The sequence below is a fragment of the Shewanella sp. Koi 1 genome, assembly GCF_052907445.1.
The window spans coordinates 2,481,930-2,506,570 of the sequence record NZ_JBREJM010000001.1; the positions used below are offsets into that span (position 1 = coordinate 2,481,930).

21 protein-coding genes are annotated in these 24,641 nt (G+C 47.3%); 8 read left to right on the top strand and 13 right to left on the bottom strand.

From position 1 onward, the window contains the following. Window position 1: 1 nt before the first annotated feature. The gene (locus tag ACUZ8J_RS10945) at window positions 2-334 is read right to left on the bottom strand and encodes a DUF1904 domain-containing protein (RefSeq protein WP_011622704.1); all 333 of its coding nucleotides are present in this window, start codon (window positions 332-334) and stop codon (window positions 2-4) included. Window positions 335-726: 392 nt separating this feature from the next. On the opposite strand from ACUZ8J_RS10945, the gene ACUZ8J_RS10950 reads away from it, so the two are divergent. After that, on the top strand, window positions 727-903 hold the full coding sequence (locus tag ACUZ8J_RS10950) for a hypothetical protein (protein ID WP_011622703.1): 177 nt from the start codon (window positions 727-729) through the stop codon (window positions 901-903). A 26-nt stretch (window positions 904-929) separates the two neighbouring features. After that, window positions 930-2,465 (top strand): D-alanyl-D-alanine carboxypeptidase/D-alanyl-D-alanine endopeptidase, encoded by a 1,536-nt coding sequence (gene dacB / locus ACUZ8J_RS10955; RefSeq protein WP_446693837.1) that lies wholly within the window; start codon window positions 930-932, stop codon window positions 2,463-2,465. Window positions 2,466-2,571: 106 nt separating this feature from the next. Here the strand turns inward: dacB and ACUZ8J_RS10960 are convergent, their stop codons facing one another. From ACUZ8J_RS10960 to aroA, 10 genes are all read right to left on the bottom strand, one after another. Continuing rightward, a complete protein-coding gene (locus ACUZ8J_RS10960; RefSeq protein ID WP_086903960.1) occupies window positions 2,572-4,329 on the bottom strand; it encodes an acyl-CoA dehydrogenase family protein in 1,758 nt (585 codons plus the stop codon). Between the two features lie 217 nt (window positions 4,330-4,546). Continuing rightward, entirely contained in the window at window positions 4,547-5,089 is a 543-nt protein-coding gene (locus ACUZ8J_RS10965; RefSeq protein WP_446693838.1) for a DUF2058 domain-containing protein, read from the bottom strand. A 58-nt stretch (window positions 5,090-5,147) separates the two neighbouring features. Further along, window positions 5,148-5,975 carry an SDR family oxidoreductase gene (locus ACUZ8J_RS10970; protein WP_089067831.1) on the bottom strand — a complete coding sequence of 276 codons (828 nt, stop codon included), beginning with the start codon at window positions 5,973-5,975 and terminating at the stop codon, window positions 5,148-5,150. Window positions 5,976-6,047: 72 nt separating this feature from the next. Further along, complete coding sequence (gene pyrF / locus ACUZ8J_RS10975; RefSeq protein WP_446693839.1) at window positions 6,048-6,743, bottom strand: orotidine-5'-phosphate decarboxylase; 696 nt, start codon at window positions 6,741-6,743, stop codon at window positions 6,048-6,050. Window positions 6,744-6,785: 42 nt separating this feature from the next. After that, entirely contained in the window at window positions 6,786-7,946 is a 1,161-nt protein-coding gene (lapB, locus tag ACUZ8J_RS10980) for a lipopolysaccharide assembly protein LapB (RefSeq protein ID WP_023267046.1), read from the bottom strand. Window position 7,947: 1 nt separating this feature from the next. Next, window positions 7,948-8,223 (bottom strand): LapA family protein, encoded by a 276-nt coding sequence (locus tag ACUZ8J_RS10985; RefSeq protein ID WP_011626213.1) that lies wholly within the window; start codon window positions 8,221-8,223, stop codon window positions 7,948-7,950. 123 nt (window positions 8,224-8,346) lie between these two features. After that, window positions 8,347-8,634 carry an integration host factor subunit beta gene (ihfB, locus tag ACUZ8J_RS10990; protein ID WP_011072380.1) on the bottom strand — a complete coding sequence of 96 codons (288 nt, stop codon included), beginning with the start codon at window positions 8,632-8,634 and terminating at the stop codon, window positions 8,347-8,349. Between the two features lie 72 nt (window positions 8,635-8,706). After that, entirely contained in the window at window positions 8,707-10,374 is a 1,668-nt protein-coding gene (rpsA, locus tag ACUZ8J_RS10995) for a 30S ribosomal protein S1 (RefSeq protein ID WP_011622695.1), read from the bottom strand. Between the two features lie 102 nt (window positions 10,375-10,476). After that, window positions 10,477-11,169, bottom strand: a complete 693-nt coding sequence (cmk, locus tag ACUZ8J_RS11000) for a (d)CMP kinase (RefSeq protein ID WP_011622694.1) — start codon at window positions 11,167-11,169, stop codon at window positions 10,477-10,479. Window positions 11,170-11,352: 183 nt separating this feature from the next. Further along, window positions 11,353-12,633 carry a 3-phosphoshikimate 1-carboxyvinyltransferase gene (gene aroA / locus ACUZ8J_RS11005; RefSeq protein WP_446693840.1) on the bottom strand — a complete coding sequence of 427 codons (1,281 nt, stop codon included), beginning with the start codon at window positions 12,631-12,633 and terminating at the stop codon, window positions 11,353-11,355. 435 nt (window positions 12,634-13,068) lie between these two features. Between aroA and ACUZ8J_RS11010 the strand changes: the two genes are divergently transcribed. Then, window positions 13,069-14,259 carry an amino acid aminotransferase gene (locus ACUZ8J_RS11010; RefSeq protein ID WP_446693841.1) on the top strand — a complete coding sequence of 397 codons (1,191 nt, stop codon included), beginning with the start codon at window positions 13,069-13,071 and terminating at the stop codon, window positions 14,257-14,259. Window positions 14,260-14,502: 243 nt separating this feature from the next. Here ACUZ8J_RS11010 and serC read toward each other — a convergent pair whose 3' ends face one another. Together serC and gyrA are read right to left on the bottom strand one after the other, a co-directional pair. Next, complete coding sequence (serC, locus tag ACUZ8J_RS11015; RefSeq protein WP_446693842.1) at window positions 14,503-15,594, bottom strand: 3-phosphoserine/phosphohydroxythreonine transaminase; 1,092 nt, start codon at window positions 15,592-15,594, stop codon at window positions 14,503-14,505. Between the two features lie 105 nt (window positions 15,595-15,699). Beyond that, on the bottom strand, window positions 15,700-18,456 hold the full coding sequence (gene gyrA / locus ACUZ8J_RS11020; protein ID WP_446694931.1) for a DNA gyrase subunit A: 2,757 nt from the start codon (window positions 18,454-18,456) through the stop codon (window positions 15,700-15,702). 385 nt (window positions 18,457-18,841) lie between these two features. On the opposite strand from gyrA, the gene ubiG reads away from it, so the two are divergent. The 5 genes from ubiG to yfaE all read left to right on the top strand — a co-directional run bounded on the left by ubiG (window position 18,842) and on the right by yfaE (window position 24,635). Continuing rightward, window positions 18,842-19,552: a bifunctional 2-polyprenyl-6-hydroxyphenol methylase/3-demethylubiquinol 3-O-methyltransferase UbiG gene (gene ubiG, locus ACUZ8J_RS11025; RefSeq protein WP_037418885.1), complete on the top strand. Its 711-nt coding sequence runs from the start codon at window positions 18,842-18,844 to the stop codon at window positions 19,550-19,552. A 1-nt stretch (window position 19,553) separates the two neighbouring features. After that, entirely contained in the window at window positions 19,554-20,228 is a 675-nt protein-coding gene (locus tag ACUZ8J_RS11030; RefSeq protein ID WP_446693843.1) for an HAD family hydrolase, read from the top strand. Window positions 20,229-20,715: 487 nt separating this feature from the next. Continuing rightward, window positions 20,716-23,004, top strand: a complete 2,289-nt coding sequence (nrdA, locus tag ACUZ8J_RS11035) for a class 1a ribonucleoside-diphosphate reductase subunit alpha (RefSeq protein WP_220055479.1) — start codon at window positions 20,716-20,718, stop codon at window positions 23,002-23,004. A 61-nt stretch (window positions 23,005-23,065) separates the two neighbouring features. Next, window positions 23,066-24,196 carry a class Ia ribonucleoside-diphosphate reductase subunit beta gene (nrdB, locus tag ACUZ8J_RS11040; protein WP_446693844.1) on the top strand — a complete coding sequence of 377 codons (1,131 nt, stop codon included), beginning with the start codon at window positions 23,066-23,068 and terminating at the stop codon, window positions 24,194-24,196. Window positions 24,197-24,212: 16 nt separating this feature from the next. After that, window positions 24,213-24,635 (top strand): class I ribonucleotide reductase maintenance protein YfaE, encoded by a 423-nt coding sequence (yfaE, locus tag ACUZ8J_RS11045; protein ID WP_446693845.1) that lies wholly within the window; start codon window positions 24,213-24,215, stop codon window positions 24,633-24,635. Window positions 24,636-24,641 lie beyond the last annotated feature (6 nt).

Genomic DNA, 24,641 nt, shown 5'->3' on the forward strand with positions numbered 1-24,641 from the left:
TTTAAACATGCTGACCACCCCGATAGGAAGCGCTTGGGGTCAGTGACAAAAACATCACAGCAATTTGGGTTAATTCTGGATAGGCTTCTGTCACTGCCAGCCTGATCGTTTGTTCTACTTTAAGATGGATATCAGGGTCGACTGGAAACCAAAGCAATTCGATTTGGACAAAGCGTTGATCAATTCTGCCATTACGGTAGCTGATGCTTGGGATCCAATCTAATGTAAAACTCTCTGCATTACCTTTACATATAGCCGCCAAAGACTGCAGTAATGTTTGGCTAAGCTCTGCAACAACTGCCTGTGGCAAGCCGCGCATACTAATATGAGGCATGGTTTTAGTGGTTACCTGAGATCCTAAAATCGTAAGGGGTAGAAATTACCGACTTCACTGCAACTCGGCAAGACTTTTCGGCGAAAAGCACGCGGGATAACGCCTATTTTGCTGGTAATTTGACCTGAAACGACGCATTCCACACCAGCAGGACTAAAATGCAGCAATTTAGCCCACAAACGGCAGGCTTCTATGCCTGCATTCACGGCTAACTAAATGCTTTTTCAGTTTTTCCTTTAAACCTTTTGTCCATGATGGCTAATCGACGCTAGGTAGACCATAAGCAAAATGGTGTGTGAGTCACAAAACAGGGCTTCAGCAACAGGCAAGCGTGCCTGTGATCGTTGTTTTAGCGTAAACTAAAACATCTTAAGTCCCTATTGCCTAACACCATGAACAAAAAAATCCTACTGACCCTCGCCCTCACCTTAGCCTTAGCTTGGGGCATATTTCATTTTAAAGCGCAGCTCGGCTTACTCATTTTACCGCTTTTTATCGGATTGGTTTTATTTGTCACCCTAAGGCTGTATCGTCTAATGGAAAAAGACGATGGCAGCAATGACCGCTAATGGTAAAAAGGACATTCAGGACACCTATGACGCACTCGATAAACAAGGATAAGTTGCAGGTATCATTCACTCGCCCCAAACTTAAGGGGTTACTCTTAGGCAGCATGTTAAGTATTCTGCTGCCAACTCAAGCGATTGCAGCAATTCATCCGCTGGATGAGTCGACATTTGCCAAGCAAATCGCCGACATTGCCCCGCGTCATTCGCAAGTCGCTTTGCTGGCCCGAGATTTAAGTACTAATACCCTGTTATACAGCCAGCAAGCCGATACCTTATTTATCCCCGCCAGCACGCAAAAAGTGCTGACCGCCGTGACCGCAATGGCCAGCCTTGGCCCAGATTTTCGCTATGTCACTGAACTGTGGAGTGATGCGCCCATTCGCCAGGGTCATATTGCGGGCAGTGTTTATCTGCGTTTTAGCGGCGATCCAACGTTGACTCAGGACGATCTTAAGGCCTTGTTTGCCCATCTACAAAAGCAAGGCATAACAAGCATTGAGGGACATCTCTATCTTATCGGGGATAAACAAGAGCAATTACAAGCACCTGGTTGGGTGTGGGATGACCTAGGTATTTGCTTTGCCGCGCCGGTGTCGAGTTACATCATCAATCAAAACTGCGTTTATGGACAGTTTGCGCCAAGCTCAGCCAAGCATGCATCTGAGGTCAAATTAAGGGCATCCAGTTTTGGGGTAAAAGTCAGTAGCGACGCCATATTCTCCCCCAAAGCAGGCCATGATTTTTGCCAGCTCGATTTAGTACGCCTTGGCCAGAATCAATATCATCTACGGGGCTGCTATCCCGGCAGTGAAGCGATACCACTGGCGATTGCCATTAGCGATCCCGAAAAATTTGCCATGGACACCCTAGCAGCGACGCTCAAGGGTGAAATGTCACTTTCGGGTAAAGTGAAGATAGGCAACACCATCCCTTCGAAGGCGAAACTGATTGCCAGCCATAGCAGCGCACCTTTGCCTGAGCTGTTAAAAACCATGCTGCTAAAGTCGGATAACCTCATCGCCGACAGTTTGTTTAAGCGCGTGGGGCAAAATTATTACAAAGCCCAAGGCAGCTTTACCCATGGTGCTGCGGCGATGCGCCATATACTGACAGAGCTTGGGATTGATTTAACCAACGCCAATATTGTCGATGGTTCAGGGCTTTCTCGCTATAACCTGTTGAGCGCAAAACAATTAGCCGATGTACTGGCGCTCATTTACCAAGATGCACGCTTTCACAGCCTCATTGACAGTTTGCCCGAGGCCGGTGTCAGCGGCACACTGCAATATCGCTTGGGATATACTAAACCGCCCTTAAAACATCTAGTGTTTGCCAAGACAGGCTCGATGCAAGGCGTTGCCAATTTAGCTGGCTTTATGCGTTTAGCGCAGCAGCGGGATATTCTCTTTGTGGTGCTCGAGAATGGCATTAGTCCTGAAACCAAAAAGCAACGTAAACCCGCCTTTAGCGCCGACTTTTTAACTCGGCTGCTGAGTGCTGTCGAAACTCAGACCAGCCAAGCAACGACCACAGAGCTGAGCACCGTTAAGTTAAGTGATTAATATCCAATAAGGTGCATAGCAATATGAGAAATATTTAAAAGAAAAAGCACTGAATATCAGTGCTTTTTTATTAGGTTAATGCGAACGTTTAACGCGATTAAGCTGGTTAGAACAGCTCTGCAGGCATCGCCATAGTGCTGGTATCTCCCGCGCGCACTTGTGCTAAGTGATAGTCAGCTTTAGGCAGCAATTTGTCGAAATAGAATTTAGCGAGATAGGATTTTTGCTCGGCAAACTGTTTATCTTCAGCCCCCACAGCTTTATCCAACATGGCTAACCAATAAAACCCATAGAGAGTGAAGCCGAAGGCATCCAAAAAGTCGACCGCACTGGCGTTAATGAGCGCTGGTTGAGTCAGCTTTTGTTCATTAATGGATTCGGCAACATTGACTAAGGCATCCAAACGGGCACAAACGGCGGAAACTTTCACCGCATCGACCTGAGTAAACTCACGCATTTGCGCCTTTAACTCGGCCACAAACTCCTTAAGGGTCGCAAGATTATCGCCAGTGACTTTTCGGCCGAGGAAGTCGATCGCCTGAATACCGTTAGTGCCTTCGTAAATCTGCGCAATACGAGTATCACGTACTAACTGCTCAATCCCGGTTTCACGAATATAGCCATGACCACCAAACACTTGCTGCGCCATGATAGTGGCATCTAAACCGCGGTCGGTTAAAAATGCTTTCGCGACTGGTGTTAACAAGCCCACATAACGAGCAGCCTTGGCTTTAACCTCATCCTCGGCATATTTTGCTAAATCGAGTTGTTTACCGGTAAACACTGAGAGTGCGCGCCCCGCTTCTGTCATCGCACGGATAGTCAACAGCATACGACGCACGTCACCATGTACAATGATAGGATCGGAATCGCTGCCCGTAGGTGAGCCGCCAGCGGCAACGCCTTGGTTCCGCTCTTTGGCATAATCGGCGGCCATTTGATAAGCGGCCTGCGCACTGCCAAGCCCTTGAATACCGATGGCTAAACGCTCGTAGTTCATCATAGTGAACATACACACTAAACCGCGATTTGGCTCACCAATCAGGTAACCCTTGGCTTCATCAAAGTTCATCACACAGGTAGCAGAGCCCTTAAGCCCCATTTTATGTTCGATGGAACCCACGCTCACGCCGTTCGCCTGGCCTAAACTGCCATCGGCATTAACAGTGGTTTTAGGCACGAGGAACAGTGAAATACCTTTGCTTTCAGGAAGCTTTGCCAGCACTAAGTGAATGACGTTCTCGGTCAAATCATGATCGCCACCCGTGATAAAGATTTTGCTGCCACTAATGGCATAACTGCCGTCATCCTGTGGGATAGCACGGGTACGGATATTACGTAGATCTGAGCCTGCCTGAGGTTCAGTCATATCCATGGCACCTGCCCATTCACCGCTGTAAAGTTTCGGCAAATAGGTTTCTTTAATCTCTTCACTGCCGTGGGCATTAATACACAGTGCCGCCCCCGCCGTGAGTGAACCATACAGAGTAAATGCATTACAGGCGCTGTAAGCCATTTCATCGACTAACACACCCAGCATTTTCGGCATGCCCATACCACCAAACTCGGGTTCACCACACAGGCCCACCCAGCCGCCTTGGGAATATTGATCGTAAACGGCTTTATAACCATCGGGCGTAATCACTCGATTATCCTGATGGAGAACGCCTTGCTCATCGCCAGCACGGTTAAGCGGATGGATTAATTCAGCACTGATTTTCGCGGCTTCTTCGAGAATCGCGCCGGCCGTATCCATATCGACCATTTCAGCAATATCAGGGAGTTGTGCCCAAGTATTTGGCGCATCAAAAACCTGTTCCAATAAGAAACGCATATCCGCTAACGGAGCTTGGTAAGGATTCATGGGTAGACTCTTAAACGTAGGATTTAAACAGTTGTTTTAATTTATACCAGTTCAATACAGAAAACAATCTCATTACAAATTCACCTTGTAACTCAGAACCAGTAAAACCGTTAATGTGAAATACGGGCAATAAAAAACCCTTAAGTTGCCTTAAGGGTTTTAGTGTAGCCAGAGATAAGCGATGCGTCGTCGGCTTAGCTCACGATTAACGCATTGATTACCACATTAAATCGTCCGGGATCGCATAATCAGCATAGGGGTCATCTTCGACCTCTACCGCCTTCCCTTCATCCTGTTGCCATAGATAACCGCACCATTGTGGCACCAAGAGATTAACGCGCTCAGCCAATTTATGGGGGACTAGGTAGCTCTTATCCTCATATCGAACAATCCCTAACAGTCCTTTAAGCAGTTCCGATTGGATTTTCTCATCGATATAGACTGAATAGATTTTATTATCGAGGGTATAGTTAAACTTGACCTCGGCATGGCTTGGGAACTTAATCGCAAATTGCGTAAATTCACTCACTAAGCCACGCACTTGCCCACGGGCTGTCGCTTCGGCAAAGCGCTGCTCGTTCAATGCTTTATCTTTTTCAGCTTGGAGTCGTTTTTGCTCGGCGATCTCGTGTTTCAATGCACTCGAACCATCATCTACCCGCGCCTTTTTATCGCGACGTTTTTGCGTCTTCACATCACGCACTTTTTGTTTACTGGCAAGGCCAGCCTTAAGCAGCTGCTCTTGTAATGCATTCGCCATGGATTTTCACCCGATTTCTCTATCAAATAAATAAGTTACAACGCTTAACTAATTGTTATCACTGCTGCGCTTTAGTCGCCAACTCGCCTAATGCGGTCATTGCAATGCTCGCACCGCCAAGTGACCAGCCACCATCGACGGGTAACACAACCCCTGTGATGTACGAGGCATACTCTGATCCTAAAAACATCGCGGCATTAGCAATATCCTGCCCTTCGCCATTACGTTTTAACGGTACAGACTGTGCAACTTGCTGTTGCAGCGCTGCGCTCGGCGCTAAACGGTTAAATCCTTCAGTGCCTGCGATTGGGCCTGGAATAATGGAGTTTATTCGTATCCCTTCACAACCCCATTCTATCGCCAATGTCCGAGTGAGCATGTCTACACCCGCTTTAGCCGCGCACACATGGGCTTGCATTGGCATGGCTATCGATGCCTGGGGTGCCGAGATTTGAATAATATTCCCTTGGGGGCGACGCAGTAAAGGATAAGCCGTCTTTAGCACTTGAAAACTGCCTAGCAGATCAATGTCCATCACGGCTTTAAAGCCATTAGCAGAGAGTTTTGCCGCTGTAGCCGGAAAGTTACCTGCCGCGCCACTTACTAACACATCGATAAAGCCAAATTCGGAGGCGATAGTATCAAAGCCCTGCTCGACCGCAGCCAAATCCCTGACATCAAAACTCACTCCAAGATGAATACCATCTGGATTTGATTGCTTTAGCTGCAACACGGCGGCATCAATCTTGTCTTGGCTGCGACTCGCCACCGCCACATTCGCGCCAGCCTGCGCAAACGCATTGGCTATCGCGAGGTTAATTCCACTCGTACCACCGACAACGACAACATTCTTACCTTGATAATTAAACATCGTAGTATTCAGCATGGGCATTCTCCGTGAACGGTCAAATTAACGCGCGAATAAGTACTTAAGCTGCAATAGCTTTCATCATTTCTCTCAAGCGAGAGATTGATGAATCGCCTGAAGTGCAGCCAGAGGATCGGCGGCCTTAGTGATTGGTCGACCAATCACTAAATAATCAGAACCAGCTGCAAGCGCCTGCGGTGGCGTCATCACCCGGTGTTGATCACCCACGTCGCTGCCCACTGGGCGGATCCCCGGGGTGATAAGTTTAAAATCTTGACCTAAGAGTGATTTAAGTACGCTTGCCTCTTGAGCCGAACAGACAACACCATCAAGGCCCGCCTGTTTGGTGAGTTTCGCTAGACGTTGCACATGCTCAAATGCAGGAACATCAATGCCGATGAGTTTTAAATCTTCATCACTCATTGAAGTAAGGACTGTCACTGCGATTAGCATAGGAGCATCATTACCATAGGGCAGCAACGCTTTTTTCGCCGCCTCCATCATGGCCAAGCCACCGCTGGCATGCACGTTTGTCATCCACACGCCCAGTTCTGCCGCGGCCGCGACTGCTTTGGCAACCGTATTAGGAATATCGTGAAACTTTAAGTCGAGGAAAAGATCGAAACCACGGGCGTGAATATCTTTCACCAATTGTGGGCCAAACAGGGTAAACATTTCTTTGCCCACTTTGAGGCGGCACATGTTGGGATCGAGTTGATCTATCAGTTGTAAGGCGTGGTTTTTATTATCGTAATCAAGCGCTACGAGGATAGGTTTGGTCGTCATCATCTCTCCAACTGGGTTACACTAACAAGGTATTTCTAAAGGTTATTCACCGTCTAAACCACGGATCCGTTTAATGGTGCCCCATTTTTTACAGGAGGGGCAATGCCAATACAGGGTGTGGGATGGGAAACCGCATTCTTTACAGCGATAACTTGGACGGAATTTAATTTGCTGTTCAACAAGTTGCTCAAGCATAGTCAAACTTTGTTTGGCTTGCCCTTCTTCTGCTTGACGCAAGTGCATCTGCATTAAGTGCTGAAATCCCTTCATGGTGGGATGGCGATACAGGGCATCTAACACCATGTTTTCAGCCGCTTTTATCTCATCGAGACTAATCATATGTTGAGCAAGCGCTACCACCACCGAGGCGCCCGCCCCTTCGGCCATCGCACCCGCTAATAATTCTTGATAACCCTCTTTATCTTGGGTATCACGATATACTTGTTTCGCCGTGGGTAAGGCATCGGCGAAGAGTTCTATGTCGGCCTTTTTCAGTGCCATCAGCATAGATTTGCACTGGTTGTAATCCTTGGCGTCGAGAAATTTTTTGGCGAGCGTGAGTAAAGCTCGGCCGCACTTAGGATCTTGTTTTAATGCCTGTTGTAATAGCTTGATCTTGTCAGCATCATCACTGGTTTCGTCAGCAAGCTGACAATAAAAATGGGCGATAATCGGTTTAAGCACCTGCTGACGCTTGCGACTTAAACGTTTGGTGATATCGATGGCCTTTTGCCATTCCTTAATGACTTGATAAATGGCAATCAGCTGCGTCTCAGACTCTTCGCTATGGTCATCTTGACTCACTAAGTTCAGGAAAATTTCTTCCGCGCGGTCGTAAAATCCTGCGGCAAGGTAATCTTTACCCAGTTCCATCATTGCGATATCACGCTGCTCATTGGTGAGCGTTGGGCGTGCAATTAAGTTTTGATGGATACGAATGGAGCGGTCAACTTCACCGCGTTTGCGAAATAGCGAACCGAGGGAAAGATGGGTATCGATGGTTTCATCGTCCACATCGAGCATACTGATAAACAAGTCGACCGCTTTGTCTGACTCGTTCGATAACAGGAAATTCAAGCCGGTGAAATAATCACGGCTTAATTGTTTACGCTGGTTACTCTGGTTTTGCCTTATGCTCCGCCGCCCCATATACCAACCGTAACCGGCAGCAATAGGAAGCAACAGGAAGAGGATCTCAAGCATATTAGGCGTCTACACCTTGAGGAGTTTTAGCGGTTTGGACCGTTAATTTCTTTCTGGTCGCCGCTAAAGCCAATTTCAGTTTGACAATATAATAGCTGGCCACGAGCCAACTCAACATAAAGCCTGCAAAGAAAACCACGGCTAATACTACGGGTAAACGGTACTCACCCTGAGCCACAAAGTAGCTGATCGTCACTACTTGTTCATTACGCGCACCAAAAATCAATGCCACGATAAATAACAGTGCCACAAGGACTGTCGCTACAAAAGATTTCACGTCGCACTCCCTTAAACGCCTTTCAATTTTCTGATTATCCAAGAAATTTACTGAGCTGACCAGCTTTGCCTTGCATTAGATATAAAAAAGCCCCCTTACGGAGGCTTTTTGTAATGCGGTCAATTATACATTAACTGCGTCAACGCGTTCGCGCAGTTCTTTGCCTGGCTTAAAGTGCGGGACGTATTTGCCTTCCAATTCAACTGATGAACCAGTCTTTGGATTACGGCCAGTACGCGGTGCACGATAATGAAGCGAGAAACTACCAAAGCCACGGATCTCAATACGATCACCGCTTTCTAATGTTGTTGCCATTTGCTCCAACATCTCTTTGATTGCGCCTTCAACCTCTTTCGCCGACAGCTGCGACTGCCTGGTGGCGAGTTTTTCGATCAGTTCGGATTTTGTCATCCTAGCTATCCCCTATTATCAAGCCAAACACAGTCACCTAATGGGGAGAAAAACTCCCCATACAACAGGCGATTATTTGCGAGCTGCTTTAAACGCTTCAGCCATTGCATTACTAATAACAGCGTCTTCTTGTTTATTCAAGGTCGCCATTACTTCTTTTTCTTCAGCTTCGTCTTTCGCTTTGATTGACAGGCTGATAGAACGGTTCTTACGGTCAACACCCATGAACTTAGCTTCGATAGCGTCACCTACTGAGTAAACAGTAGATGCATCTTCGATGCGCTCACGGCTGATGTCAGCTACACGGATGTAACCTTCAACAGTGTCAGCTAGTTCAACAGTCACACCTTTAGCATCAACAGCAGAAACAGTACCGTTTACGATAGTACCTTTCTTCTTGTCAGCTAAGTAAGCGTTGAATGGATCGTCTTCAGTTTGCTTAACACCTAAGCTGATGCGCTCGCGCTCTGGGTCAACAGACAGAACCACTGCGTGGATTTCGTCGCCTTTCTTGTACTCAGATACTGCGTCTTCGCCAGTGCCGTTCCAAGAAATGTCAGACAGGTGAACTAAACCATCGATACCGCCGTCAAGACCGATAAAGATACCGAAGTCAGTGATTGACTTGATCTTACCAGAAACCTTGTCGCCTTTGTTGTAACGAGTTGCGAAGTCATCCCATGGGTTGGTCTTACATTGCTTCAGACCTAGAGAAATACGACGACGCTCTTCATCGATGTCCAGAACCAGAACTTCAACTTCGTCACCTAAGTTAACTACTTTAGATGGGTGAATGTTCTTGTTAGTCCAATCCATTTCAGAAACGTGAACTAAGCCTTCAACGCCTTCTTCGATTTCAACGAAACAGCCGTAGTCAGTCAGGTTAGTTACGCGACCAGTTAACTTAGTGTTTTCTGGGTAGCGCTTGCTGATTTCTAACCATGGATCTTCGCCAAGTTGTTTCAGACCTAGAGACACACGAGTGCGCTCACGATCGTACTTCAGAACTTTAACGTTGATTTCGTCACCAACGTTTACGATTTCAGATGGGTGTTTAACGCGTTTCCATGCCATATCAGTGATATGTAACAGACCGTCAACGCCACCTAAATCTACGAATGCACCGTAGTCAGTCAGGTTCTTAACGATACCTTTAACTGCTTGACCTTCTTGCAGGTTTTCTAACAGTGCATCACGCTCTGCGCTGCTTTCTGATTCGATAACTGCACGACGAGAAACAACTACGTTGTTACGCTTCTGGTCTAGTTTGATAACTTTGAATTCTAATTCTTTGTACTCTAAGTGAGCGGTGTCGCGAACTGGGCGCACGTCAACTAGAGAACCTGGTAAGAAGGCACGGATACCGTTTAATTCAACAGTGAAACCGCCTTTCACTTTACCATTGATGATACCGATTACAGTTTCAGCATCTTCGTAAGCTTTTTCCAGAACGATCCAAGCTTCGTGACGTTTCGCTTTTTCGCGAGACAGTTGAGTCTCACCGAAGCCGTCTTCAACAGAGTCAAGAGCTACGTCAACTTCATCACCAACAGCGATTTCTAAAACGCCTTGAGCGTTTTTGAATTGTTCAGCTGGGATTGGGCTTTCAGACTTCAGACCTGCATCAACCAGAACCATACCGTTTTCGATAGCAACTACAGTACCACGAACGATAGAGCCTGGACGGAATTCCAGAGTTTGAAGGGATTGTTCAAATAGATCAGCAAAAGATTCAGTCATGTTTAGGTTACTTTAATGTAATAAACCACAGTCAATCCTAGACGTGGAGTCAGTCAAATTATCCGTATCATCCTTAATACGAATACCTATCCAAACAATAACTTAGTTAGTGTTGGATAATTTTTGGTTGATGTAGTTGAGCGCAAGCTCAAGTACTTCATCAATACCTTTATCGCTAGTATCGATAACGAGCGCATCCTCGGCAGGGACCAAAGGGGCCACAGGACGATTCATATCGCGGTCGTCACGCTCGATAATTTCAGCTAAAAGGCGCTCGATATTAACATCGAAGCCCTTGTCCTGCAACTGATTATAGCGTCTTTGAGCCCGCTCCTCTGCAGAAGCAGTTAAATATAATTTAGCCGATGCCGTTGGGAAAACAACCGTGCCCATGTCGCGGCCATCGGCGATTAATCCGGGTGCCGTTCTAAAGGCACGTTGACGACGTAATAAGGCTTCCCGCACACGGGGAAATGCCGCCACTTTAGAAGCCGCATTTGAGCATTCTTGAGTACGTATCGCAGTAGTGACGTCTTCACCTTCTAAGATCACTTGAACTGGATCTTTCTCATTGCCGGTTAAAAACTTCACATCAAGGTGCGCAGCAAGGAGTGTGATGGATTCTTCATTTTCCAGTTCTACATCGTGGTGAATTGCAGCTAACGCAAGCACTCGGTAAATAGCACCACTATCAAGTAGTTGCCATCCGAGATGCTTAGCCAATAATTGGCTAATTGTCCCTTTACCAGCACCACTTGGGCCGTCGATTGTGACTACAGGAGCCCGTTCAGACATACATTCCTCCGCAAAAAATAATCATCATCCGTGAGTTCTTAACTAGAGCCCCGAAAATGAGCGCGCCGCATTGTACAATACTATACAAATAAAATCCGTGGATTTTTTATGAAGTTTAGAAGCCGCTCAAATGCGGCTTCATCATCTTGATATGACCCAAAGTCAGTCTGTTACAGGAAGCGGTTAGGCTTTGAGACTGGCAAATTGGGCAAAATAGTCTGGGAAGGTTTTCGAGGTACAATCGGGATCATTGATGGTGATCCCGCAATCGGCAAAAGCCATCATGGAGAAGCACATCGCCATGCGATGATCGTTATAAGTGTCAATCTCTGCGGTATTGAGAACAGCTGGCGGGGTGATTTGAATATAATCGTGGCCCTCTTCCACTAACGCGCCCACTTTACGTAGCTCTGTTGCCATCGCCGCTAATCGGTCGGTCTCTTTAATGCGCCAGTTATAGATGTTGCGTATAGTGGTCGTGCCCTTAGCAAACAAAGCCGCAGTGGCAATGGTCATCGCCGCATCGGGGATATGATTCATGTCTAAATCAACCGCGGTTAACGGTGCGCCACGGGAAATAATGTAATCATCGCCCCACTCAATATCGGCACCCATTTTTTCCAGCACATCGGCAAATTTCACATCGCCCTGAATGCTTAAACGGCCAACACCCGTGACTTTCACCTCACCGCCTTTAATGGCTCCCGCCGCTAAAAAGTAAGATGCAGAAGAGGCATCCCCTTCCACTAACACTTTACCCGGAGACACATACTGCTGCCCGGCTGGGATTTCAAAGCGGGCATAGTCATGGTTAATCACCTGAACGCCAAACTGCGCCATCAGGGCTAAGGTAATATCGATATAGGGCTTTGAAACCAGTTCACCTTTGACATGAATATTCACACTGCCCTTCGCGAGGGGCGCAACCATTAACAGCGCGGTTAAGAACTGGCTAGACAGATCGCCAGCAATTTCCACATCGCCACCGTTAAGACCGGTTGCATTGATGGTCAGTGGTGGAAATCCTTCATTCTTAAGGTACACAATATTCGCGCCCAATTGTTTTAAGGCATCGACCAAGTCACCAATGGGACGCTCTTCCATGCGCGGCTCGCCGGTTAAGGTAAATTCGCCGCGGCCTAAGGTGAGCGCAGCGCACAATGGACGCATCGCCGTGCCCGCATTGCCTAAAAACAGCGTTTGCGCGGTATCTGATGAAATCACGCCGCCTAAGCCAGTCAGTTCACAGACAGTATTATTTTGCGATAAGCGGTATTCGACGCCCAACTGCTTTAAAGACGCCAACATATGACGAATATCATCGGAGTCGAGCAAATTGGTTAGCGTGGTGGTGCCTTTGGCTAAGGTCGCTAATAATAACGCGCGGTTAGAAATGCTTTTTGAGCCCGGAATATTGATCTCACCGCGGACTTGCACAACAGGTTCAAGACGTAATTGCTTCATGAATAAATCTTCTTTCTCTTAGGGCGTAACCATCAACGGTACGCTGATTGAAAATAGGTAAATGGCAACCTCACGCTACATGGCGTCAAGTTAAGATTACAAATTAAAGGAGATTGGGGACCTTGTTGGTGCTTCGTCGTTATAAAATTACCGATAGTGACGCAGGATTCAACCGTTTTTTACTAAAAAACGGCTTTTTAAACCGGAAAATTACTCAAGTCAGTCTAAAAATAACAAAAATACAAAATATCAGCGGTTAAATTGTGATCTAAAGCGTTTTTTGGCAGGCTTTTTTGCCAGATTAATTGGCCATAGTTCACAGTTTTTGCTTTAAATTTTTCATCTATCCACGCTATTCTAGGTTTCAAACGATAAATCACGCATATTCTTTGCAATTCATGTTGTCGCAATATAACCAAAAAGGTAGATGGAGCCATGTTTAACTCACTCGTCGCAATGCCTGCGGATCCTATCCTCGGCCTATTAACCCAGTACCGCGAAGACTCACATCCTCAAAAAGTCGACTTAGGTGTGGGCGTATATAAGGATCCCGCTGGAAACACTCCCATCCTTAATTGCGTGAAAAAAGCCGAAAAATTCCGTTTAGACACTGAAACCACCAAAGTGTATATCGGCCCAACCGGTTCACCTCAGTTTAATACCCTGATAACAGAATTAGCCTTTGGCAGTGATCACAGCGCGATTATCACCAACCGCATTCGTACTGTTTCTACTCCTGGTGGTACGGGCGCCCTGCGCGTAGCCGGAGATTTTATTAAGCGCTGCAATCCTAATGCGGTGCTCTGGGTAAGCGATCCCACCTGGGCGAACCACACTGGCTTGTTTGAAGCGGCAGGTATCACCGTTAAAACCTACCCTTACTATGATTACGACACTAAATCATTAAAGTTTGATGAGATGCTCAGCGCGCTTGCTCAAGTTGGCCCGAACGATGTGGTGCTGTTCCACGCCTGTTGCCATAACCCGAGCGGGATGGATTTAACCACTGAGCAATGGGATAAAGTGGTTGCCCTCACCAAGGAGCAAGGTTTTACCCCGCTTATCGACATGGCTTACCAAGGTTTTGGTGATGGTGTCGATATCGATGCCTATGGTGTGCGTAAAATGGCCGCAGCTGTCGATAATATGATCCTGTGTAGCTCTTGCTCGAAAAACTTCGGTCTGTACCGTGAGCGTATCGGTTCTTGCTCTGTGGTTGCAAAGGATGCGAACACAGCAAACATCGCGCACTCTGTACTGCTTTACGTGGTTCGCTGTCTGTACTCCATGCCGCCAGCCCACGGCGCGGCGATTGTTGAAACCATTCTCGGTTCAGCAGAGTTAAAGCAAGAGTGGTTAGATGAGCTCAAAGTGATGCGCGACCGCATCAACGGTAACCGCGCGATTTTAGTGGAAAAACTCAAGGCCAATGGCGTTGAGCGCGACTTTAGCTTTATCGCTCGCCAAAAAGGCATGTTCTCTTTCCTAGGTGTTAATCCTGAGCAAGTGGCACGTCTGCAGAAAGAATTCAGCATTTATATGGTGGGTTCTAGCCGCATTAGCATTGCAGGCATTAGCGAAGACAATGTGGATTACTTAGCCAAGTCGATTGCCAAAGTACTGTAACGAGACTGTTGGGATGAAGCGCCTAAGTTGGCCTAAGTTCCCTAGCCTTCTTCTAGTTATTGCTTAGCCCGCTTTGACATAAGTGCCTGCTTTCATATCAACCTAAAGCTTTATGCAACCAATAAAAAAACGAATGCCTAGGCATTCGTTTTTTTGTTCTCGCTTTACGCGGTTAAAACTGACTTTAAATGGCACATATCAGTCAGCTAATTAAGCAAGTAAGGTAAGCGCCATTCACTAAGCTTAACTATGCTTTGCCGCAAATTCGTTCATAAAGCTCACCAGTGCGGCTACGCCTTCTAGTGGCATCGCATTGTAAAGACTTGCACGCATACCACCGACTATTCGGTGCCCTTTTAAGGCTACTAGGCCCGCCGCCTCAGCCTCTTTTAAGAAGGCGCCATCAAGGGACTCATCCGCCAGTTGGAAAGTCACGTTCATTTGTGAGCGGTTTGCCGCGACGACACCATTTTTATAGAAAGGATTGGCATCGATACAGGCATACAGCATTTGCGCTTTTTGCTGATTGATTTTCGCGATACTGGCCACACCACCTAAGGATTTGAGCCAAGCAAACACTTCAGCCGCTAAGTACCATGCAAAGGTCGGTGGCGTATTGAACATGGAGTCATGCTCAACCGCTAAACGGTAATCCATAATGGATGATTGGGTTAAACTCGGCAGTTTCAACATATCATCACGCACGATCACAATAGATAAGCCCGAAGGACCAATATTCTTTTGCGCACCGGCATAGATTAAGCCGTAACGGCTAACATCGATTTCGCGAGACATGATGGTAGATGATAAGTCGGCGACAATCGGCCATGGACTGTCTAACTCATCAAAAATTTCGATACCATCAACTGTCTCATTTGGGCAGTAGTGCACATAACGGTAATCGGCATCAATCTTATGGAGTTCAGGAAGCACTACTGCATTGAGTCCATTATGTTTTTCAACAATGTTAAGACTATCAATTTGCGCGTCGCCCGCCAGCTTTTGTGCTTCGACCAATGCCGCAGAAGACCATTGACCACTGACTAAATACAGGGCTCGGCCTTGGTTACCTAGAAAATTATTCACAACGGCAGAGAACTGACCGCGACCACCGCCGTGCATAAACAGCACATGATAGTTCTGTGGAATGTGCATCAGCTCGCGTAAATCCGCCTCAGCTTGCTTGGTCAGCGCGATAAATTCTTTACCTCTGTGGCTGACTTCCATCACGGAGACACCTAGCCCATTCCAATCGAGTAATTCCTGTTGTGCTTTTTTCATTACCGCTGCGGGTAACATTGCAGGACCTGCACAGAAATTATAAATCGCGCTCACTGCCACTCTCCTTATTTACAAACCATGATATTAGAATTCATAAAATAAAACGTTGCCATGAAAAAAACGAGCGTCCAATTGGACGCTCGTTTTCATACTCTCGAATTAGTCTTCGTCTTGCTCGTCGTCAAGCTCTTCGTCTTCGTCTAATTCTTCATCCAGCCCATCCTCTAAAGGCTCTTCTTGAACAGAGTCACCTTCAGCGACAACTGGGACGATTGGCATACCGTTTTCATCCAGCTCGACTTCATCTTCGTCGCCTTGGATCTCATCGATACGTTGCAGACCAACCACTTTCTCATCACTTGCGGTACGGATAATGGTCACACCTTGGGTGTTCCGGCCGATGATAGACACACCGTTCGCTGGCGTACGCACTAAGGTACCTTTGTCGCTGATCAGCATGATTTCGTCATTACCGCCAACTTGTACCGCGCCAACCACTGCACCGTTACGCTCGCTCACCTTGATCGATACCACACCTTTGGTCGCGCGGCTCTTCGATGGATATTCAGACAGTTCCGTACGTTTACCGTAACCGTTTTCGGTCACGGTTAAGATAGCGCCATCGCCCTTAGGTACGATGAGAGACACCACTTTTTGACCTTCTTCAAGCTTGATACCGCGAACACCCGTCGCGCCGCGACCCATTGGACGCACGCCCTTGAAGTTGATCTGTGGGTTACCCTCTTCGTCCAGCACTGGGTTGCCATTTTCATCGAGAACAGCCACTTCTTCGCCTTCTTTAAAGCGAACCACTTTACCTTCGTTCGAGAACAACATGATCTCATCATCACCATTGGTGATATCGACACCGATCAGTTGGTCACCGTCTTTGAGGTTAACAGCGATAATGCCGTTAGCACGTGGGTTGCTGTAAGCTGTCAGCGCAGTCTTCTTCACGGTACCGTTAGAGGTCGCCATGATAATGTACTTATCTTCGGCGTATTCACGCACCGGCAGAATCGCCGTAATGCGTTCGCCATCGGCCAGCGGCAGCAAGTTAACAATCGGACGACCTCGGGAAGTGCGGCTCGCCAGAGGTAACTGATAGACCTTGAGCCAGTACATTTTACCGAAGTCAGAGAAGCACAGAATCGTATCGTGGGTGTTCGCAACCAGCAGTTTTTCAACGAAATCTTCGTCTTTCACCTTAGTGGCGGCTTTACCCTTACCACCACGGCGCTGGGCTTGGTAATCGCTAAGCGGTTGGTACTTGGCGTAACCTAAGTGTGACAGAGTCACAACTACGTCTTCTTCGTTGATTAAGTCTTCAAGACTCATATCAATTTCATTGGCGTTGATGACAGTGCGGCGCGCATCACCGTATTCAGCAAGAATTTCTTCCAGCTCTTCTTTGATCACTTCCATCAAACGCTCAGGGCTGCGCAGAATAAACAACAGACCCGCGATGAACTCAAGCAGCTCTTCGTATTCGGCGATGATCTTATCGTGCTCAAGACCGGTTAAACGGTGTAAGCGCAGCTCTAGAATCGCCTGAGCCTGTTGCTCAGTCAGATAATATAAGCCGTCACGGATACCATATTCTGGTTCTAACCATTCAGGACGCGCCGCATCATCACCCGCTTTTTCAAGCATGCCCTGTACATGACCGAGCGCCCAGCCCTGCTCAACCAGTTTGACTTTAGCGTCAGCTGGGGTTGGCGAGGCTTTGATCAACGCAATAATCGGGTCGATGTTGGCCAGCGCGACCGCTAATGCCTCAAGAATATGGGCACGTTCGCGCGCTTTACGCAGTTCGAATACGGTACGGCGAGTCACCACTTCACGGCGGTGCAGGATAAAGCATTCGAGCATTTCTTTTAAGTTGAACAACTTAGGCTGACCATTGGTCAAAGCCACCATGTTGATACCAAAAGAACATTGCATTTGTGTCTGGGCATAGAGGTTGTTCAGGACAACTTCGCCCACTTCGCCACGCTTGATTTCGATAACGATGCGCATACCGTCTTTGTCAGACTCATCGCGCAGACCGCTAATGCCTTCAATCTTCTTATCTTTAACTAGCTCAGCGATTTTCTCGATGAGTTTCGCCTTGTTCACCTGATAAGGAATTTCGGTGACGATAATACGTTCACGGCCGTTATCTTCGGTTTCGACGTCAGCCAGTGCGCGCATAACGGCGCGGCCGCGGCCCGTCTTATACGCATCGATAATGCCCTTACGGCCATTGATGATCGCCGCCGTTGGGAAATCAGGGCCAGGAATATATTCCATGAGCTGTTCAATCGACAGCGCAGGATCGGCGATCAGCGCTAAACAGCCTTTAACCACTTCAGTTAAGTTGTGTGGTGGGATGTTCGTCGCCATACCCACCGCAATACCCGATGAACCGTTAATCAACAGGTTAGGTACGCGTGTCGGTAATACCGCAGGAATTTGTTCTGTGCCGTCGTAGTTTGGCACATAGTCAACGGTTTCTTTTTCAAGATCGGCGAGGAGCTGGTGCGCTAACTTATCCATCCGGATTTCGGTATAACGCATTGCCGCGGCAGAGTCACCGTCAACCGAACCGAAGTTTCCTTGACCGTCGACTAAGGTGTAACGCAGTGAGAAAGGCTGAGCCATACGCACGATAGTGTCGTATACCGCCAAGTCACCATGGGGGTGATATTTACCGATCACGTCACCGACCACACGGGCAGACTTTTTGTACGGCTTGTTCCAATCGTTCTTCAATTCACTCATGGCAAACAGCACGCGGCGATGTACAGGCTTAAGGCCATCACGCACGTCTGGTAATGCACGTCCTACGATGACGCTCATGGCGTAATCAAGGTACGAATTCTTTAGTTCGTCTTCGATATTAATTGGCGAAATAGATGATGCCAGATCAGTCATAAACTGCTCGTTCCCCTGAAAATTAGCCGACAACGCATAATCCGTATCATTGAGCGGCTCAAAAACGTGATTTGGCATTCTAACACAGTTATTTAATGTCGCCAGACCTATCCTGCGCGAATTGAGAAGGATGTGGCTTAATAGATGAAAACACTGTCAATTTGCACTTTCTAAACCCGATAAAATCGGTTGTTAATGGCGAAATTGAGTCCAAGACTTGATTAATATCCGAGCAGAAAAACCGCTCCGCTTCACAAAGTGTTTAAGAATTAATGATAATTGCTGAAATTTCACTCAACCACAAAGACTTAGAATCAGCCAATACTGTGTTTATCCACCATTGTCGTTATAATAGCCGCACTATTCAGCCGCTTTAGGTAATCGCATGCAACAGAATACCAACGTAGACCCACAGGAAATCGCAAAGTTTGAACGTATGGCCGAAACCTGGTGGGATCTCAATGGCGAGTTTAAACCGCTGCATCTATTAAATCCCCTTCGCTTAAACTATATCGATCAGACCGCTGGCGGGATTTTTGGTAAAAAAGTGCTCGACGTCGGCTGTGGCGGTGGCATTTTATCCGAAAGCATGGCGCGCATCGGTGCAGTGGTTGATGGTCTTGATATGGGTGAAGAACCGTTAGAAGTTGCACGCTTGCATGCGCTGGAAACCGGTGTGAGCATCAATTACGTGAAAAACACCGCCGAGGCTCATAGGGAAGATCACCGCGAATACTATGATGTGGTGACCTGCATGGAGATGCTCGAACACGTACCCAATCCCCAATCAGTGATCCAAGCCTGCTGCGATATGGTAAAACCCGGTGGTTTTGTGTTTTTTTCCACGATTAATCGCAATGTTAAATCCTTTGTCGAAACCATTATCGGTGCTGAATATCTACTGAAGATGTTACCGATTGGCACTCATGATCATAATAAGTTTATTAAACCTTCTGAATTGATTGAGTTAGTCGATAACACCGACCTCATCTGCAAAGACGCCCTTGGGATCACTTATAACCCGTTAACAGGGATTTTTAAGTACACATCTAAGGTCGATGTAAACTATATGATTGCAACGCAAAAGGCAGATTAAGATGAGTTTAGCTGAGGTTAAAGGGGTCTTATTCGACCTTGATGGTACCCTTGCCGATACCGCGCCGGATCTGGTTCAGGCCCTTAACCTCAGTTTGTCTGATGTCGGTATCCTGGCAAAACCCTTTGCAGACATGCGTAGCGCCGCCTCCCATGGCAGCTTTGCCTTAGTCGATGCGGCCATTCCTGGTGCAGATGAGGTGCTACGCACCCAAGTCCAGCAAGGACTCCTTGCCCACTATCAAAGGATCAATGGCGACCATTGCCAATTGTTTGAAGGTATTTCCCCACTGCTTGACTGGCTCGAGTTATGCCGCGTGCCATTTGGAGTCATCACCAATAAACCTGCCCGTTTTACTCGTCCCCTGTTACATAAGCTTAAGCTCAGCTCGCGTATGCCAGTGATGATCAGCGGCGATTCGACCCGTTACCCTAAGCCCCATACTGCACCTATGCTATTGGGCGCGCAGCAGCTGCAGTGCCAGCCACAGCACATCCTCTACTTAGGTGATGCCGAGCGAGATTTACTCGCGGCCCAAGCGGCGGGCATGCTCGGCGGTGTGGCGTTGTGGGGATATTTAGGTGAGGCCGATACGCCCGATGCATGGCCTGCCTATGCGCAGTTTAACTCACCATCGAGTTTGCATTCGGCCTTAAGCCAAGCATTGGCCAAATAGCGGTAACGGATTGACCAAGGTTAACGGCCCAACCGAATCCCATTAACGGCGAAATTATGCGCCCTTCGCTGGTAATGCAATTTAGGTTAAGGGTCAATCCTTGCGATCGCGATCGCTGCTTATTTTAGCGATCGATCACACAGTGAAATTTGCACAAAAAAACGTCATCAATGTCGCACGCTAATCTCAATTTGAGCTTCAGGGTTAGTCATCACTAACGCTTTTCTTTATCCTCAAGATATCCACAAGATACCCCCTGAATTGAGACTTGCAAATAGCGTCAAACCTCACTATCTTGTATCTCAGATTATTTAAAACACCATATCTTGTGTATAGGTAGCAATCAGACACACTAGAAGTTCCCCGTTAAATCGACTATCTCCTGCATAGTCAGCAGTATTAAGGGTTTTCAGGTTGATTGTTTTACAAGGAAACGTACGGTGACTTAGTTCACCTGAACAGATATCAGAACCAAGGCCTCTCTTCAATGAATAGCAATATGACAGTCACAAAACGCTGTGGTGCACGTGAGACAATCGATCTCGACAAAATACACCGCGTAATTACTTGGGCAGCCAAGGGATTAAAAAACGTTTCTGTTTCTGAAGTTGAACTTCGCACGCATTTACAGTTTTTCGACGGGATCCCAACCGAAGCTATCCACGAAACGATCATCAAATCTGCGGCGGATTTAATTTCCCCAGAATCACCGGATTATCAGTTTCTGGCTGCGCGCTTAGCCGTATTCCATTTACGTAAGAAGGCCTTTGGTCAGTTCGAGCCGCCAAAGTTATACGACCATGTGACTAAACTGGTTGAGCTTGGCAAGTATGATATGCATATTCTGCAGGATTACACCCGCGAAGAACTCGATATCATGGATAGCTATATCGACCATTGGCGCGATATGAACTTCTCCTACGCGGCGGTAAAACAGCTCGAAGGTAAGTATCTGGTACAAAACCGTGTGACCCACGAGATCTATGAGAGCGCCCAGTTCCTCTATATTCTGGTTGCAGCCTGCTTGTTTGCCCGTTATCCAAAAGAAACGCGCCTGCAATACGTGAAAGATTTTTACGACGCGGTATCGACCTTTAAGATTTCTCTGCCCACGCCAATCATGGCGGGTGTACGTACGCCAACACGTCAATTCAGTTCATGCGTTCTGATTGAATGTGGCGACAGCTTAGATTCTATCAACGCGACCGCCTCTTCTATCGTGAAGTATGTCAGCCAACGCGCAGGTATCGGTATCAACGCCGGTCGTATCCGTGCATTAGGTAGCCCAATCCGTGGCGGCGAAGCCTTCCACACCGGTTGCTTACCTTTCTACAAGTATTTCCAAACGGCGGTGAAGTCTTGCTCGCAAGGCGGCGTTCGTGGTGGTGCTGCGACCCTCTTCTACCCTATTTGGCACTTAGAAGTGGAATCCCTGCTGGTACTGAAAAACAACCGCGGTGTTGAAGATAACCGTATTCGCCACTTAGACTACGGCGTGCAGCTCAACAAACTGATGTATCAACGTCTGATCAAAGGCGAAAACATCAGCCTGTTCAGCCCATCAGACGTGCCAGGTCTTTACGATGCCTTCTTCGAAGATCAAGACGAATTCGAACGTCTGTACCTGCAATATGAGCAAGACAGCAGCATTCGTAAAAAGACATTGAAAGCGGTCGAACTGTTCTCATTGATGATGCAAGAACGTGCTTCAACGGGCCGTATCTACATCCAAAACGTTGACCACTGTAATACCCACAGTCCGTTCGACTCGAAAGTCGCTCCGATCAGACAATCTAACCTTTGTCTTGAAATCGCGTTGCCGACCAAGCCATTGAACAACATTGACGATCCAAACGGTGAAATCGCGCTGTGTACACTGTCAGCATTAAACTTAGGTGCGATCAAAAACTTAGCCGAGCTTGAGCCATTGGCCGATTTAGCGGTACGTGCACTGGATAACCTATTGGATTACCAAGATTATCCAATCAAAGCGGCTGAAATTTCATCGATGAACCGTCGTACCTTAGGTATTGGTGTTATCAACTTCGCTAACTACTTAGCGAAGAATGGCATGAAGTACTCCGATGGTAGCGCGAACAACCTGACTCACAAGACCTTTGAAGCGATTCAATTCTATCTGCTCAAGGCGTCAATGAATCTGGCAAAAGAGCAAGGTGCGTGCCCATTATTTAATGAGACCACTTACGCCCAAGGTATTTTACCTATCGATACCTACAAACGTGATTTAGATAAGATTTGCAGCGAGCCATTGCATTTAGACTGGGAAACACTGCGCCAAGATATCAAACAGCACGGTTTACGTAACTCGACCCTGTCTGCGCTGATGCCGTCTGAAACGTCATCACAGATCTCAAACGCGACTAACGGTATCGAACCTCCACGCGGTTTGATCAGTGTGAAAGCCAGTAAGGATGGCCAGTTAAAGCAAGTGGTGCCTGATTTTGATGAACTGAAATACAACTACGAACTGCTATGGCAAATGCCAAGCAACGAAGGTTACTTACAGCTCGTGGGTATCATGCAAAAATTCGTTGACCAAGCAATTTCGGCCAACACTAACTATGACCCAACGCGTTTCGAAGGCCGTAAGGTTCCGATGCAGACTCTGCTGAAAGACTTACTCAATGCCTATAAGTTAGGTGTAAAAACGCTGTACTACCATAACACTCGCGATGGTGCATCGGATCAACACGATGACATTACCAACATAGAGAAAGAAGATGACGGCTGTGCTGGCGGCGCCTGCAAAATCTAATCTTCAATGTTAACGGTTGCGGGATCCCTTTGGGATCCCGACTTATTGGAATACTCGTACCATGACCTACTCTACTTTTTGCCAAACACCCAACGATGCTACCCGTGAACCTATGTTCTTCGGACAATCGGTTAACGTCGCTCGTTATGACCAACAAAAATATGAAGTGTTTGAAAAACTGATTGAAAAGCAGTTGTCTTTCTTCTGGCGCCCAGAAGAAGTTGACGTGAGCCGCGATAAAATCGACTACAACTCACTGCCAGATCATGAAAAGCATATTTTTATTTCGAACCTGAAATACCAAACGCTGCTCGACTCTATCCAAGGCCGCTCACCTAACGTGGCATTTCTGCCCTTAGTGTCGCTGCCCGAATTAGAAACTTGGATTGAGACTTGGTCTTTTTCCGAGACCATCCACTCGCGCTCATACACTCACATTATTCGCAATATCGTGAACGATCCTTCAGTGATTTTTGACGATATCGTGGTGAATCAAGAGATCCTGCGCCGCGCGACTGACATTGCTGAATATTACGATCACTTGATCAAGCTGACCCAGGTTTACCACCTGTTAGGCGAAGGCACCCATGTGATCGATGGCGAGCCGATTGAAGTCAACACTCGCACGCTAAAGAAAGCGTTGTACCTGTGCATGATGTCAGTTAACGCCCTCGAAGCGATTCGCTTCTACGTCAGTTTTGCCTGCTCATTCGCATTTGCTGAGCGTAAGCTCATGGAAGGTAACGCGAAAATTATTCGTCTTATCGCCCGTGACGAAGCCCTGCACTTAAACAGCACCCAGCATATCTTAACCATTATGCAGAGCGGCAAGGATGATCCTGAGATGGCCGAAATTGCTGCGGAATGCCAACAGGAAGCCTATAACCTGTTCCTCAAGGCCGCCGAGCAAGAAAAAGAATGGGCAAAATACCTGTTCAAAGACGGCTCGATGATCGGTCTCAACGAGCAGATCCTCTGTCAATACGTTGAGTACATCACTAACCAACGGATGAAGTCAGTTAACCTGCCACTGCCCTATGCCGAGCAGTCTAACCCACTGCCTTGGATGAAGAACTGGTTAGAGAGTGATGCCGTGCAAGTGGCGCCGCAGGAAGTCGAAGTGTCATCTTATCTTGTCGGTCAAATCGATTCGGCCGTCGACAGTGATGAATTCCTCGATTTCGATCTCTAACGGGATTTGATTGCTTATGGCTAAATCGAACCTGCTGTTAAACAACCCCTTTGCTAAGGCGCCCATTGTGCGCCTTCAAGGGCAACCTGTGCTGCTATTTACCGAGCAGCACAATTCGTTGTTGCAAGCACTCGAAGCAAAAAAAGTGACCATTTTCTCTGAGTGCCGCAGTGGTTTTTGCGGCGCTTGCAAAACCCGTATTATTAGCGGCAGCGTCAGCTATTTAACCGAGCCTTTGGCCGAGCTTAATGCCGACGAATGCCTGCCCTGCTGCTGTATTCCTATCGAAGATTTAGAACTCGATTTATCCCCCGAAGGTGCTGCTGTGGTGACCTATGCTTGCTATTACACGCACACTCAGCCTCACACGTCTATATCACGTCAACCGTCCAACTTAAAATCAGTATCTTTGCCAATAGCACAAACATTAGAAAAATAAAAATTC

Coding starts and splice junctions, on each gene's coding strand:
- yfaE (WP_446693845.1), top strand. CDS start 24,213: ATGGCTAAATCGAACCTGCTGTTAAACAACCCCTTTGCTAAGGCGCCC.
- ACUZ8J_RS11030 (WP_446693843.1), top strand. CDS start 19,554: ATGAGTTTAGCTGAGGTTAAAGGGGTCTTATTCGACCTTGATGGTACC.
- ACUZ8J_RS10960 (WP_086903960.1), bottom strand. CDS start 4,329: ATGAATCCTTACCAAGCTCCGTTAGCGGATATGCGTTTCTTATTGGAA.
- ACUZ8J_RS11010 (WP_446693841.1), top strand. CDS start 13,069: ATGTTTAACTCACTCGTCGCAATGCCTGCGGATCCTATCCTCGGCCTA.
- gyrA (WP_446694931.1), bottom strand. CDS start 18,456: ATGACTGATCTGGCATCATCTATTTCGCCAATTAATATCGAAGACGAA.
- aroA (WP_446693840.1), bottom strand. CDS start 12,633: ATGAAGCAATTACGTCTTGAACCTGTTGTGCAAGTCCGCGGTGAGATC.
- ACUZ8J_RS10945 (WP_011622704.1), bottom strand. CDS start 334: ATGCCTCATATTAGTATGCGCGGCTTGCCACAGGCAGTTGTTGCAGAG.
- rpsA (WP_011622695.1), bottom strand. CDS start 10,374: ATGACTGAATCTTTTGCTGATCTATTTGAACAATCCCTTCAAACTCTG.
- ubiG (WP_037418885.1), top strand. CDS start 18,842: ATGCAACAGAATACCAACGTAGACCCACAGGAAATCGCAAAGTTTGAA.
- ACUZ8J_RS10965 (WP_446693838.1), bottom strand. CDS start 5,089: ATGGCGAATGCATTACAAGAGCAGCTGCTTAAGGCTGGCCTTGCCAGT.
- ihfB (WP_011072380.1), bottom strand. CDS start 8,634: ATGACAAAATCCGAACTGATCGAAAAACTCGCCACCAGGCAGTCGCAG.
- pyrF (WP_446693839.1), bottom strand. CDS start 6,743: ATGACGACCAAACCTATCCTCGTAGCGCTTGATTACGATAATAAAAAC.
- nrdB (WP_446693844.1), top strand. CDS start 23,066: ATGACCTACTCTACTTTTTGCCAAACACCCAACGATGCTACCCGTGAA.
- cmk (WP_011622694.1), bottom strand. CDS start 11,169: ATGTCTGAACGGGCTCCTGTAGTCACAATCGACGGCCCAAGTGGTGCT.
- nrdA (WP_220055479.1), top strand. CDS start 20,716: ATGAATAGCAATATGACAGTCACAAAACGCTGTGGTGCACGTGAGACA.
- ACUZ8J_RS10970 (WP_089067831.1), bottom strand. CDS start 5,975: ATGCTGAATACTACGATGTTTAATTATCAAGGTAAGAATGTTGTCGTT.
- ACUZ8J_RS10950 (WP_011622703.1), top strand. CDS start 727: ATGAACAAAAAAATCCTACTGACCCTCGCCCTCACCTTAGCCTTAGCT.
- lapB (WP_023267046.1), bottom strand. CDS start 7,946: ATGCTTGAGATCCTCTTCCTGTTGCTTCCTATTGCTGCCGGTTACGGT.
- dacB (WP_446693837.1), top strand. CDS start 930: ATGACGCACTCGATAAACAAGGATAAGTTGCAGGTATCATTCACTCGC.